Consider the following 12,549-nt stretch of genomic DNA (forward strand, 5'->3'; position numbering starts at 1 on the left):
ACCGATAGCGAACTAGTACCGTGAGGGAAAGGTGAAAAGCACCCCGACAAGGGGAGTGAAAAAGTACCTGAAACCGGTTGCCTACAAACAGATGGAGCCCGCAAGGGTGACATCGTACCTTTTGTATAATGGGTCAGCGACTTAGTGTGACGAGCAAGCTTAAACCGATAGGTGTAGGCGCAGCGAAAGCGAGTCTGAACAGGGCGTTCAGTTCGTCGCATTAGACCCGAAACCGAGTGATCTAGCCATGAGCAGGTTGAAGGTAAGGTAACACTTACTGGAGGACCGAACCCATAACTGTTGCAATAGTTCGGGATGACTTGTGGCTAGGGGTGAAAGGCCAATCAAACTCGGAAATAGCTGGTTCTCCGCGAAATCTATTTAGGTAGAGCGTCGACCGAATACCCTGGGGGGTAAAGCACTGCATGGGCTAGGGGTCCTTACCGGATTACCAAACCTAAGCAAACTCTGAATACCCAGGAGTACTAGTCGGCAGACACACGGCGGGTGCTAACGTCCGTCGTGAAAAGGGAAACAACCCTGACCTACAGCTAAGGTCCCCAAGTTATGGCTAAGTGGGAAAGGATGTGAGGATCCCAAAACAACCAGGATGTTGGCTTAGAAGCAGCCATCATTTAAAGAAAGCGTAACAGCTCACTGGTCTAAATAAGGGTCTTTGCGCCGAAAATGTAACGGGGCTCAAGCCATACACCGAAGCTTAGGGTTCGCAGCAATGCGAGCGGTAGCGGAGCGTTCTGTAAGCCTGTGAAGCGGTACTCGTGAGAGGCCGTGGAGGTATCAGAAGTGCGAATGCTGACATGAGTAACGTAAGGGGTGTGAGAGACACCCCCGCCGAAAGTCCAAGGGTTCCTGCTTAAAGTTAATCTGAGCAGGGTTAGCCGGTCCCTAAGGCGAGGCCGAAAGGCGTAGTCGATGGGAATCACGTTAATATTCGTGAGCCTGTGGGTAGTGACGGATCGCATAAGTTGTCCAATCTTATCGGATTGAACGGGCAGCGAAGCGGTTCCAGGAAATAGCTCCCACTTATAGTCCGTACCCGAAACCGACACTGGTGGACTGGTAGAGTATACCAAGGCGCTTGAGAGAACTATGCTGAAGGAACTCGGCAAATTGCACGCGTAACTTCGGGATAAGCGTGACCCTTCTGTACGCAAGTATAGGGGGGTGGCACAGACCAGGGGGTAGCGACTGTTTATCAAAAACACAGGGCTCTGCGAAGCCGCAAGGCGACGTATAGGGTCTGACGCCTGCCCGGTGCTGGAAGGTTAAGAGGAGAGGTGCAAGCTTTGAATCGAAGCCCCAGTAAACGGCGGCCGTAACTATAACGGTCCTAAGGTAGCGAAATTCCTTGTCGGGTAAGTTCCGACCTGCACGAATGGCGTAACGACTTCCCCGCTGTCTCCAGCATAGACTCAGTGAAATTGAATTCCCCGTGAAGATGCGGGGTTCCTGCGGTTAGACGGAAAGACCCCGTGCACCTTTACTATAGCTTTACATTGGCATTCGTAGTGGCATGTGTAGGATAGGTGGTAGGCTTTGAAGCAGGGACGCCAGTTTCTGTGGAGCCTCCCTTGAAATACCACCCTTATCTCTATGGATGTCTAACCGCGGCCCGTTATCCGGGTCCGGGACAATGTATGGTGGGTAGTTTGACTGGGGCGGTCGCCTCCTAAAGAGTAACGGAGGCGCGCGATGGTGGGCTCAGAACGGTCGGAAATCGTTCGCTGAGTGCAATGGCATAAGCCTGCCTGACTGCGAGACTGACAAGTCGAGCAGAGACGAAAGTCGGTCATAGTGATCCGGTGGTCCCGCGTGGAAGGGCCATCGCTCAACGGATAAAAGGTACGCCGGGGATAACAGGCTGATGACCCCCAAGAGTCCATATCGACGGGGTTGTTTGGCACCTCGATGTCGACTCATCGCATCCTGGGGCTGGAGCAGGTCCCAAGGGTATGGCTGTTCGCCATTTAAAGCGGTACGTGAGTTGGGTTCAGAACGTCGTGAGACAGTTCGGTCCCTATCTGCCGTGGGTGTAGGAATATTGAGAGGATCTGTCCCTAGTACGAGAGGACCGGGATGGACGTATCTCTGGTGGACCTGTTGTGCGCCAGCACATAGGCGGCAGGCTGTGCCTCATAGCCGGTTCCGCGCACCGCCTCGACCAACGCTTCAACGCTCGATTGCGCGGGGTCTTGCTCGACCTCGATCTTGCCGGTGTTGAAGCGCACCTCGGCCTTTGCCACACCAGGAAGGGCGTTGAGCGCTTTCTCGATCTTCGGCACGCAGGAGGGGCACGAAAGTTCGTCGCTGCGAAGGATGGTTTTCTGGGTCATGATCGGGTTCCTTTCGATAGTGGGGAGGGGTGTCCCCTGCCTCATTGATCTAAGGGTTCGAACCCGCATTGCGATTGGCGAAACCGGCAAGCCAAGCTTGCACGAATACACAGGCCACTGCCTTGGTTCTGAATCATCGGGCGACCACTTTGGGGTCGGTTCCGGCCGAAGCCGAGGAACGCTATTACGCCATGCTGGAAGCCCAACCCATGGCCGCGTGACTCAAACTAAAACGCCTCCGGCAATCCCTGAGCGGTTCACTTCTTCTGGGGGATGACGAGTAGGTTGAGTTCCCCCGCATCCCTTGATCGGTATTTGACGCGAGCACGTACCAACGCATTCGAATCCGATCCAAGCTGCGGTCGCTTTCTACGCCGCTGTTCGGAATAAGGCTGAAAGAAAGTTACCTCCATCAGCGGCCGTATCCTCGGCGTCAGGTGCGGCGCCAAGAGGCAAATGTCCGCCACTTGATCGCAAGTAAAGATGGTTGCGCCCCCCCGCAACCAAGTTTCATGAAAACCCCGTCAACCGTCAGGTTGGCGGGGTTTTCTTTTGGCCAGAAGTTAGTGGGTCAGGGAAATCGGACATTCCGCATCGGAATGCTTCTCCTCGAAACTCAACTGGGACGAAGCGGGCATCAACGCCCGGCGGATGATGCGTGCCGAAATATTTTGTATGAATATCATATCGACCGCCAACTCGAATCCGCTGTGTGTCAGGCTGCGATTACCGCGTTATCGGTAAGGTTTAAATTACGCAACTTTGAAGCCGTGAGTCGCCGTCCCAACGCGGATCGGGCGTTGTGACCGAAGGCCGCAAGGGCCGCGCTTGTACGAGGCGATCTCCGTACATATAGAAGTTTCAGAAATTTCTGAAACAAGTGATGGACCTGAGATGGATCTCCCGCCTCTCATTCAGGCCTTCGTGCTGCATTTCGGCGAAATGGGCAGCCGGTGGGGTATCAACCGCACCGTCGGGCAGATCTATGCGCTGCTGTTCGTGTCGTCCGAGCCGCTCTGCGCCGAGCAGATAGTGGACTCGCTGGGCATTTCGCGGTCCAATGTGTCGATGAGCCTCAAGGAACTTCAGGCGTGGAACCTCGTCCTGCTGAAGCATCTGCCCGGCGACCGGCGTGATTTTTACACGACGCCGGAAGATGTCTGGCAGATTCTGCGGACGTTGGCCGAGGAGCGGAAAAAGCGGGAGGTCGATCCGACGCTGTCCGTCCTGCGCGAGATCCTGATGAAGACGCCGGACAGCGACAAGGAACGCTTCGCACAACAGCGCATGGGCGAAATGCAGGCTCTGATCGAACGCCTGACCAACTGGTACGATGAGGTGAAGCAGCTGGACACCGATCGGCTGGCCGGCTTGCTCGGCCTCGGTGCCCGCATCATCAAGGTTCTGGAAGCCAAGGACCGGATCGTTTCCATGGGCCGCCGCAAGTCCACCGCCGGGGAGGCGTGACCATGTCGGATGCGGCTGCTATCCCCGCAATTGCGAGCGATACCGGACGGACGCGCAAATCGCGGCGTGGCGCCACGACGGCCAACAGCGTCGACCCGGAAGAAGAGCGTCTGGCGCGTTCCCTCCCGATCTCCGGCAGGTCGTTGCGTCTGGCGACCGTTTTCCAGTCGATCGCGTCGCTTTTGTGGGTTCCGCAGGCGGCTCTGCTCGCCGTGTCGGTCGGCAATATCGCCGCCGAAGACTCCTTCATGAAGGTCGTTCTTTGCGCGATCGGCGTCCTTGCGCTGGGCATCGCGCGCTCCGTTCTGGATGCCTTCGGCAGCCGCATGGCTTTTCGCCACGCGCGGACAGTGCTGTCCGAGCGAAGGCGCGAGACGGTCGCGGCGCTCGCGGCGAGGTCGCCCTTCGATGCCGGCAGGCCGGCTTCCGGGGCGGCGGCCAGCGCGCTTGCCGAGCAGGCGGAAGCGATCGTGCCTTATCTGTCGCGATACCGTCCGACCCGCATGCGCGCTGTGCTCGTGCCTTTCGCCATTCTTCTCTGCGTGCTGGCCTATTCGTGGGCGGCGGCATTCGTCCTGCTTGTCGCCGCGCCGCTCATTCCGATCTTCATGGCGCTCGTCGGGATGCGGGCGAAGGCGGCCAGCGAGGCGCAACTCGTCGAACTCGGCAGCATGAATGCGTTCCTTCTGGACAGGCTGCGCGGGATGACGACGATCCGCTCGATGCAGGCGGTCGATGCAACTGCGAAGAGGCTGAGGGCGGATGCCGAAAGCCTGCGTGACCGCACCATGGCCGTGCTGCGGATAGCGTTTCTGTCGTCGGCCGTGCTCGAACTCTTCGCCGTCCTCGGCGTCGCCATGGTGGCTGTCTATGTCGGCTTCCACCTGCTCGGCCAGTTGTCCTTCGGTGCCTGGGGCGAAAAGCTGACGCTGGCCGAAGGCCTCTTCATCCTCCTGCTGGCGCCCGCATTCTTCGAGCCGTTGCGCGACCTTTCCTCCGTCTGGCACGATCGGGCGGCTGGCGAGGCGGCGCTGGAAGCGCTCGATCGTTTGTCCGCAAGCGAGGCTCGATCGGAGACCCACGAGACGGTTCACGCGCGGGCAAAACCTGCCGGGACATCCGCCACGCATGTCAGGGTGGAGAACCTCTCTTTCCGTCATGCCGCCGAAAAGCCGCTGGTCCTCGACGGCTTCGATCTGGATGTCGCTGGCGGCGAGCACGTCGCCTTGCTCGCGCCGAGCGGCGGCGGGAAATCGACCCTGATCGCGCTGATGGCGGGCCTCGCTTCGCCCGAAAGCGGCCGCATCCTCATCGACGGCACGCCGCTCACCCCCGCCACGGCGGATGGGTTGAGGCGCGGCATGGCGTGGATCGGCCAGCAGCCGCACGTCTTTCCGGGAACGATCGCAGGAAATGTCGCCCTTGGCCGGCCCGAGATTGACATGCGGTCGGCGCGGCAGGCGCTTCGCGACGTTGGACTGGGACCCGTGATCGACAATCGGGGGCCTGCGCTCATCGGCGAGAACGGCGTCGGCCTGTCGGGCGGCGAGGCGTCGCGTCTCGCGCTCGCGCGCATCGCGACGAAGCCCGGCGTCGGCCTGATACTGGCGGACGAGCCGACGGCGCATCTGGATACTATTACGGCAGAGGCCGTCACCGAGACGCTGCTGGCTCTGGCGAAGGGACGCACCCTCATCGTCGCGACGCACGACCCCGTGCTGGCGGCGCGCATGAACCGCGTCGTCCGCCTCACGGGCACGACGCTGGAGGATGCGGCATGATCCGGACGATAAGGCAGCTTCGGCCGGTGGCGGATCTCTTTCTCGCCGGCAATCGGTCCATGCTTTTGATCGGGATGCTTCTGACGGCCGCGACGGCGCTGTCCGGGGTGGCGCTGCTGGGCCTCTCGGGATGGTTCATCGCCGCGACCGGAATTGCCGGGCTCTCCGTGGCGACCGCGCTGGCTTTCGACGTCTTCGCGCCTTCGGCCGGCATCCGCTTTCTCGCGCTGACGCGCACCGCGTCGCGCTACGGCGAGCGGCTGGCGACCCACCATGCGACGCTCGGCGTGCTGGCGGAATTGCGCGAGCGCCTGTTCCGCGCATGGTCGCGGCCGGATGCCGCGCGGGAACTGGCGGGGCGACCGGCGCGGCTGTTGTTCCGCCTCACGCTCGATATCGACGCGCTGGATTCGCTCTATTTGCGCGTCGCGCTCCCCGTTCTCGGCGCGCTCTCCGTCGCGCTGGCAACGGGCGTCGTTTTCGGCATGATCGATCCGCTTCTCGGGCTCGGCGCCTTTGCGCTGCTTGTGACGGTCGGTCTCGGTATTCCGACGCTCGCCGCCATTGCCGCCCGGCGGCCCGCGCGACGGCGGGCTCATGCTCTGGAGACGTTGCGCGCCCGCGTCATCGATCTCGTATCGGGCCAGACGGAGTGGATCATGGCCGGCCGGCTCGCGGCGCAGCGAGAGGAAATCGTCGCAGTCGACCAGTATCTGACACGGGCCGACGATGCGTTGAACCGTATCGAGACGCGGGCTGGCATGGGATTCGGCATCGCCGGCGCGGTGCTTTTGTACGGGGTGCTCGTCGCGGTGGCGTTTCTCGCGCATTCCGGCGCAGCCGGTGCGCCGGCCGCCGCCCTTGGCGTTCTGGTCGCGCTTTCCGTCCTGGAGCCTTTCGTGCCGTTGCGGCGCGGAGCCGTCGAACTCGGCCGCACGCTTCTGTCGGCGCGTCGCATTGCGCCCCGGCTTGCCCCGCCGCCGATAACCGCAACGGTGCTTGCGCCGATGGATGGCAGCGCGGTGCGGTTGGAGGGCGTCTCGGTGCGGCATCCGGGCGCGGCCGGTTTTGCCTTGCGCGACGTGGATTTTTCCGTCGGACGCTGCGAGCGTATTGCGGTGATTGGTGCGAGCGGCGCGGGAAAGTCGACATTGCTCGCTTTGCTTGCCGGCGAGATCGAGGCGGAAAGCGGCCGGGTGGCGCGTTGCGAGGCGACGCTCGTGACGCAGCGGAGCGAACTCTTTCAGGACACCGTCCGCGACAATCTGCGGCTCGCCGATCCGCATGCCGATGACGACCGCCTGCTCGAGGCGTTGGAGGCGGCCGGCCTGCGCGTCGACATCGAGGTTTTGCCGGCCGGATTGGACACGAGGCTCGGCGAAGGCGGCCATGGCCTTTCCGGCGGCCAGGCGCGTCGGCTGGCGCTGGCCCGCCTTTTCCTGCGCGATACGCCTCTGTGGCTCCTCGACGAGCCGACCGAAGGGCTCGACCGCGCCACTGCGCGCGACGTGATGCGCCGTCTGGTCGCGCATTCAGGTGCCCGCGCCGTGGTCACGGCCACGCATATCAGGCGAGAGGCGGAGGCAGCCGATCGGCTGGTCGTCATGAAACAGGCAAGCATTGCTGCCATCGTCGGGCGCGGCGAGCCTGGATACGAGGCCGCGCTTGCGGCGCTGCGTCCCGATTGACTTATCGGAGCGGAACGACAGGTACCGATTCAGCAGGAGACCGGCGCGAGCCGGGATGAGCCAAATGGAACTGGATGTCGTAGACCTCTCCCGGCTGCAATTCGCGATCACCGCGCTTTACCATTTTCTCTTCGTGCCGCTGACGCTCGGCCTTTCTGTCCTGCTGGCGATCATGGAGACGGTTTATGTCATGACCGGCCGGGTGATCTGGCGGCAGATGACGAAGTTCTGGGGCACGCTGTTCGGCATCAACTTCGTCATGGGCGTCGCCACCGGCATCGTCATGGAATTCCAGTTCGGCATGAACTGGAGCTACTACAGCCACTATGTCGGAGACATTTTCGGCGCGCCGCTCGCCATCGAGGGCCTGATGGCCTTCTTCCTCGAGGCGACCTTCGTCGGCCTGTTCTTCTTCGGCTGGGACAAGCTTTCGAAGCTCGGGCACCTGATGGCGACATGGGCCGTGGCGCTGGGCTCCAACTTCTCCGCGTTGTGGATTCTGATCGCCAATGGCTGGATGCAGAACCCGGTCGGCTCTGCCTTCAACCCGCAGACCATGCGCATGGAGGTGACGGATTTCTTCGAGGTCCTGTTCAACCCCGTCGCGCAGGCGAAGTTCGTGCATACCGTCTCGGCGGGCTATGTCACGGCCTCGATCTTCGTGCTCGGCATCTCGGCCTGGTATGTGCTGAAAGGCAGGCATTCCGAGCTTGCCAAGCGCTCGATGACGGTTGCGGCGAGCTTCGGCCTCGCCTCGGCCCTGTCCGTCGTGGTTCTCGGCGACGAGAGCGGATACCTCTCCACCGAGCACCAGAAGATGAAGCTCGCCGCCATCGAAGGCATGTGGGAGACCGAGCCAGCGCCTGCCGCCTTCACGCTGTTCGGCCTTCCGGACCAGCAGGCGCGCGAGACGCACTACGCCGTGCACATTCCCTGGGTCATGGGCCTGATCGGCACACGCTCCCTGACGACGCAGATCCCCGGTATCGAGGAACTGGTCGGGCATGCCGAAACGCGCATCCGTCAGGGGGTGATCGCCTTCGACGCGCTGCAGAAGATCCGCGAGGCCGGCAGCACGACCGACATCGCGCCGGAGGTGCGGCAGGCCTTCGAGGACAACGGCGCCGACCTCGGCTACGCGCTGCTGCTGAAGCGCTACATAGACGATCCGAGACAGGCGACCGACGAGCAGATCGCGCAAGCGGCCTGGAGCACCGTGCCGCATGTCCCGACGCTGTTCTGGTCCTTCCGCATCATGGTGGGTCTCGGCCTCTTCTTCATCGCACTGACGGCGACCTTCTTCTACCTGTCTGCGCGCCGAAGGCTCGACGCCTATCCGATCCTGCTGCGTCTCGCGGTCCTGAGCATTCCGTTGCCATGGATCGCTGCCGAACTGGGCTGGGTGGTCGCCGAATTCGGACGTCAGCCATGGATCATCGAAGGCGTCCTGCCGACGGCGGCGGCTGTGTCCAGCCTCGGCGCATCGACCGTGCTCGCGACCATCGTGGGCTTCGTGCTCATCTATACCGTGCTGTTCGTCATCGAGATGATGCTGATGCTCCGGGCCATACAGAAAGGCCCGGAACCCGACAGCCAGTCGGAAGCGCCGCTCGCGCCGCCCGCGCTCGCTCCAGCGGAGTAAGTACCATGATCCTGCACGACATGATCGACTATCAAACGCTGCGACTCATCTGGTGGCTGCTGCTCGGAGTGCTTCTCATCGGCTTCGCGGTGATGGACGGCTTCGACCTCGGCACAGCGGCCTTGCTGCCCTTCGTGGCGAAGACCGATCTGGAGCGGCGCGTCGTCATCAACGCGGTAGGGCCGGTCTGGGAAGGCAACCAGGTCTGGCTGATCCTTGGCGGCGGCGCCATCTTCGCCGCATGGCCGCCGCTCTACGCGGTTTCCTTCTCCGGCTTCTATCTCGCCATGTTCGCCATCCTCTTCGCGCTGATCCTGCGGCCGGTCGCCTTCAAGTTCCGGTCGAAGCGCGAGAGCGCGGCATGGCGCAGGAACTGGGATTGGGCGCTCTTCGTCGGCGGTTTCGTGCCGGCGCTCATCCTTGGGGTGGCGGTCGGCAACGTGCTCCAGGGCGTGCCGTTCCGCTTCAACCCGGACCTGCGCGTCTTCTACGACGGCACGACGCTGTTCGAGCTTCTCAATCCCTTCGCGCTGCTTTGCGGCCTGCTGTCAGTGTCGATGCTCGTGATGCACGGCGCCGGGTGGCTGGTCGTCAAGACCGAAGGCGAGGTGGCGAAACGGGCGCGTCGCTTCGGCAGCGTCGCGGCGCTTGCCACCATCGTCCTGTTCGCGCTCGGCGGCGTCTGGCTGTGGGCCGGCGTGGACGGCTACCGCATCACCAGCGAGATCGTCACGACGGGGCCGTCCAATCCCCTCGGCAAGACGGTGGAGCAGGCGGCAGGCGCGTGGTTTGCGAACTACGGCGCGCATCCATGGATTATGATCGCGCCGATTCTCGGTTTTGCCGGAGCGCTCGGAAGCCTCGCCTTCCTGCGTTCGCGCCGCGAGGTGCCGGCCCTGCTGTCTTCGGCGGCGGCCGTGCTGGGCATCGTCTCGACCGTAGGCCTGTCGATGTTTCCCTTCATCCTGCCGTCCTCGATCGATCCGCGGTCGAGCCTGACGGTGTGGGACGCATCGTCGAGCCATCTGACGCTTTTCATCATGCTCGTCGTGACCGTGATCTTCATTCCCGTCATCGTCGCCTATACCGCTTGGGTCTACCGCGTTCTCTGGGGCAAGGTGGACGCGAAGGAGATCAGCGACGGCAGCGGTCACGCCTATTGAACGGACAGGGAGAACGGCAATGTGGTATTTCTCCTGGTTGCTCGGCCTGCCTCTCGCGGCAGCCTTCGCCGTGCTGAACGCCATGTGGTACGAACTGATCGACGACGAGGCGAAAAAGAAGGGTGCGCCAGTGGAAAAGCGGGCTCAGGCGAGCAGAAAACGATCCCGCTGACCCGTTATGGGGGAACGATCCGCGCCAGGTAAAAGGGCCGGATCGTCGGGGCCGCGACGATCCGGCCAGTACACCGCAGTGGGAGGGGAAATCATCGATTCCCTGTCATCTCGAGCGGTGAATTGATCTGTATATCGGGAATCCGACGCAATGATCGTGGACAATAGTCCGCGGATCGCCTCATGCAACCCGAAACCACCGCAACGCGGCCCAACACACCCAATTCAAGCCCCGACCGAAGAAATATCGCCTGCCGGGGCGGTCTGTCCATATAGAAAGGCGCGAATAAGACGAATGGTGAATAATATTGGTTCGCCAAGGCTTACCAAAAGTCTGCGCGGCTGACGCATGCTGATGGCGTTCACCCTTCAGTTGGGCGGAAAACCGCCCAACGGCGCGGGCGGAACGCCAGCCGCGATTTCGCCGCCGCCGGATGGTCGACCGGCAGCTCTATCTCCACGCGCTGACGCTCGCCGCCGATTTCCAGTTCGACGCGGCGTGTTCCGGCCACGCGGCGGCTCGCCGCCACGGTGCCGGCGATGCAGCCGCCGCAGCCGTCCAGCAGTTCGACATCGTGCGGGCGCATATAGAGCGTGGCGGGACCATCCGGCACGTCGCGCGCCGAAAGGCCTATGGCGCGATCGGCAAGCCAGATCTCGTTGTGCTCGACCCGGACCGGCAGGCTGCTGGAATCGCCGATGAAGCCGTAGACGAAAGGCGAGTTCGGCCGGTCATAGACCTCGTCCGCCGTGCCGACCTGCTCGATATCGCCCTGGCTCATGACGACGACCCGGTCCGCCAGTTCAAGCGCTTCCTCCTGGTCATGGGTGACGAAGACGGTCGTGTGCCCGGTGGCGTCGTGGATTTCCCTGAGCCAGCGGCGCAACTCCCGGCGCACCTGCGCGTCCAGCGCGCCGAACGGCTCATCGAGCAGCAGCACCCTGGGCTCGATCGCCATGGCCCGCGCCAGCGCGACACGCTGTCTCTGGCCGCCGGAAAGCTGGTTGGGATAGCGGTTTTCGAGGCCGGAAAGCTGCACCAGATCGAGCAGCTCAAGCGCCCGGCGCCGGATCTCGCCCTGCGGCGGGCGTGTCCCGCCCTTTCTGACCTTCAGGCCGAAGCCGATGTTCTCGGCCACGGTCATGTGCCGGAACAGGGCGTAGTGCTGGAAGACGAAACCGACATTGCGCTCCTGCACGGATTTGTGCGACGCGTCCTCGTCGCCGAAATAGATCGAGCCGGCGGTGGGGCTTTCAAGCCCCGCGATCAGCCTCAGCAGGGTCGTCTTGCCGGAACCCGAAGGGCCGAGAAGCGCGATCAGCTCCCCGGACCGGATGTCCAGCGACACGTTGCGGAGCGCGGCGAAACCGTCGAACTCCTTGCGGACATTGCGGATCGAAACCTGCATGGCGGCCTCAGTGCTTTGCGTTGCCGGCGATCTCGTCGCCGAACCTGTATTCGAGAAGGGACTTCAGGACGAGCGTGACCAGCGCCAGCAGCGCGAGCAGCGTGGCGACGGCGAAGGCGGCGACGAAATTGTATTCGTTGTAGAGAATCTCGACATGCAGCGGCATGGTGTTGGTCAGGCCTCGAATGTGGCCGGAGACCACCGACACGGCGCCGAATTCGCCCATCGCCCGCGCGTTGCAGAGCAGCACGCCATAGAGCAGGCCCCATTTGATGTTAGGCAGCGTGACGTACCAGAAGGTCTGCCAGCCGGATGCGCCGAGCGAGATCGCGGCCTCCTCGTCGCCGGTGCCCTGATCCTGCATGAGCGGGATCAACTCGCGCGCCACGAAGGGGAAGGTGACGAAGATCGTGGCGAGAACGATGCCGGGAACCGCGAAGAGAATCTCGATGCCATGGCTCTTCAACCACGGCCCGAGCACGCTCTGTGCGCCGAAAAGCAGAACGTAGACGAGCCCGGAAATGACCGGCGACACGGAAAAGGGCAGGTCGATCAGCGTCGTCAGGAACGCCTTCCCCTTGAATTCGAACTTGGCGATGGCCCACGCCGCCGCCACGCCGAACACGGTATTGAGCGGCACGGCGATCGCCGCGACCAGCAGCGTCAGGCGGATCGCCGCCATGGTGTCGGGGTCGTCGAAGGCGTTCATGAACGCCGGGACGCCCTTGCTGAGCGCTTCGGCGAAGACCGCGATCAGCGGCAGAAACAGGAAAAGCGTCAGAAAAGCGACGGCGATGGTGATCAGGGCCGCGCGCGTGAACGGCGATTCGGTGGTTGGCGGAGGCGAGACCATGCGCTTCTCCGCCTGCTCTCT

Annotated in this window: 8 protein-coding genes and 1 rRNA gene (1 of these 9 running past the window's edge); 7 read left to right on the forward strand and 2 right to left on the reverse strand. The window is 62.7% G+C overall.

Annotated elements, in window-relative coordinates; translation table 11 throughout:
* From M9955_12405 to cydX, 7 genes are all read left to right on the forward strand, one after another.
* Window positions 1–2,231 (forward strand): 23S ribosomal RNA (locus tag M9955_12405) (it extends 483 nt beyond the left edge of the window).
* A 1,017-nt stretch (window positions 2,232–3,248) separates the two neighbouring features.
* Complete coding sequence (locus tag M9955_12410) at window positions 3,249–3,821, forward strand: GbsR/MarR family transcriptional regulator (GenBank protein ID MCO5082443.1); 573 nt, start codon at window positions 3,249–3,251, stop codon at window positions 3,819–3,821.
* Window positions 3,822–3,823: 2 nt separating this feature from the next.
* Window positions 3,824–5,602, forward strand: a complete 1,779-nt coding sequence (gene cydD / locus M9955_12415) for a thiol reductant ABC exporter subunit CydD (GenBank protein ID MCO5082444.1) — start codon at window positions 3,824–3,826, stop codon at window positions 5,600–5,602.
* Complete coding sequence (gene cydC / locus M9955_12420; protein MCO5082445.1) at window positions 5,599–7,290, forward strand: thiol reductant ABC exporter subunit CydC; 1,692 nt, start codon at window positions 5,599–5,601, stop codon at window positions 7,288–7,290. Before cydD ends, cydC begins: the two co-directional genes overlap by 4 nt.
* A 64-nt stretch (window positions 7,291–7,354) precedes the next feature.
* Window positions 7,355–8,932 (forward strand): cytochrome ubiquinol oxidase subunit I, encoded by a 1,578-nt coding sequence (locus M9955_12425; protein MCO5082446.1) that lies wholly within the window; start codon window positions 7,355–7,357, stop codon window positions 8,930–8,932.
* 5 nt (window positions 8,933–8,937) lie between these two features.
* A complete protein-coding gene (gene cydB / locus M9955_12430) occupies window positions 8,938–10,095 on the forward strand; it encodes a cytochrome d ubiquinol oxidase subunit II (protein MCO5082447.1) in 1,158 nt (385 codons plus the stop codon).
* A gap of 19 nt (window positions 10,096–10,114) precedes the next feature.
* The gene (cydX, locus tag M9955_12435) at window positions 10,115–10,267 is read left to right on the forward strand and encodes a cytochrome bd-I oxidase subunit CydX (GenBank protein MCO5082448.1); all 153 of its coding nucleotides are present in this window, start codon (window positions 10,115–10,117) and stop codon (window positions 10,265–10,267) included.
* A 361-nt stretch (window positions 10,268–10,628) separates the two neighbouring features.
* Here the strand turns inward: cydX and M9955_12440 are convergent, their stop codons facing one another.
* Window positions 10,629–11,675, reverse strand: coding sequence for a sulfate/molybdate ABC transporter ATP-binding protein (locus M9955_12440; protein MCO5082449.1), 1,047 nt, complete (start codon window positions 11,673–11,675; stop codon window positions 10,629–10,631).
* A gap of 7 nt (window positions 11,676–11,682) precedes the next feature.
* Window positions 11,683–12,528, reverse strand: coding sequence for a sulfate ABC transporter permease subunit CysW (cysW, locus tag M9955_12445; protein MCO5082450.1), 846 nt, complete (start codon window positions 12,526–12,528; stop codon window positions 11,683–11,685).
* Window positions 12,529–12,549 lie beyond the last annotated feature (21 nt).

It is taken from the genome of Rhizobiaceae bacterium (genome assembly GCA_023953845.1).
GTDB lineage: Bacteria > Pseudomonadota > Alphaproteobacteria > Rhizobiales > Rhizobiaceae > Arvimicrobium.

What these genes read in the sequence shown, in the direction of transcription:
- cysW (MCO5082450.1), bottom strand. Translation starts at nt 12,528, where the DNA reads ATGGTCTCGCCTCCGCCAACCACCGAATCGCCGTTCACGCGCGCGGCC.
- M9955_12425 (MCO5082446.1), top strand. Translation starts at nt 7,355, where the DNA reads ATGGAACTGGATGTCGTAGACCTCTCCCGGCTGCAATTCGCGATCACC.
- M9955_12440 (MCO5082449.1), bottom strand. Translation starts at nt 11,675, where the DNA reads ATGCAGGTTTCGATCCGCAATGTCCGCAAGGAGTTCGACGGTTTCGCC.
- cydB (MCO5082447.1), top strand. Translation starts at nt 8,938, where the DNA reads ATGATCCTGCACGACATGATCGACTATCAAACGCTGCGACTCATCTGG.
- cydD (MCO5082444.1), top strand. Translation starts at nt 3,824, where the DNA reads ATGTCGGATGCGGCTGCTATCCCCGCAATTGCGAGCGATACCGGACGG.
- cydX (MCO5082448.1), top strand. Translation starts at nt 10,115, where the DNA reads ATGTGGTATTTCTCCTGGTTGCTCGGCCTGCCTCTCGCGGCAGCCTTC.
- cydC (MCO5082445.1), top strand. Translation starts at nt 5,599, where the DNA reads ATGATCCGGACGATAAGGCAGCTTCGGCCGGTGGCGGATCTCTTTCTC.
- M9955_12410 (MCO5082443.1), top strand. Translation starts at nt 3,249, where the DNA reads ATGGATCTCCCGCCTCTCATTCAGGCCTTCGTGCTGCATTTCGGCGAA.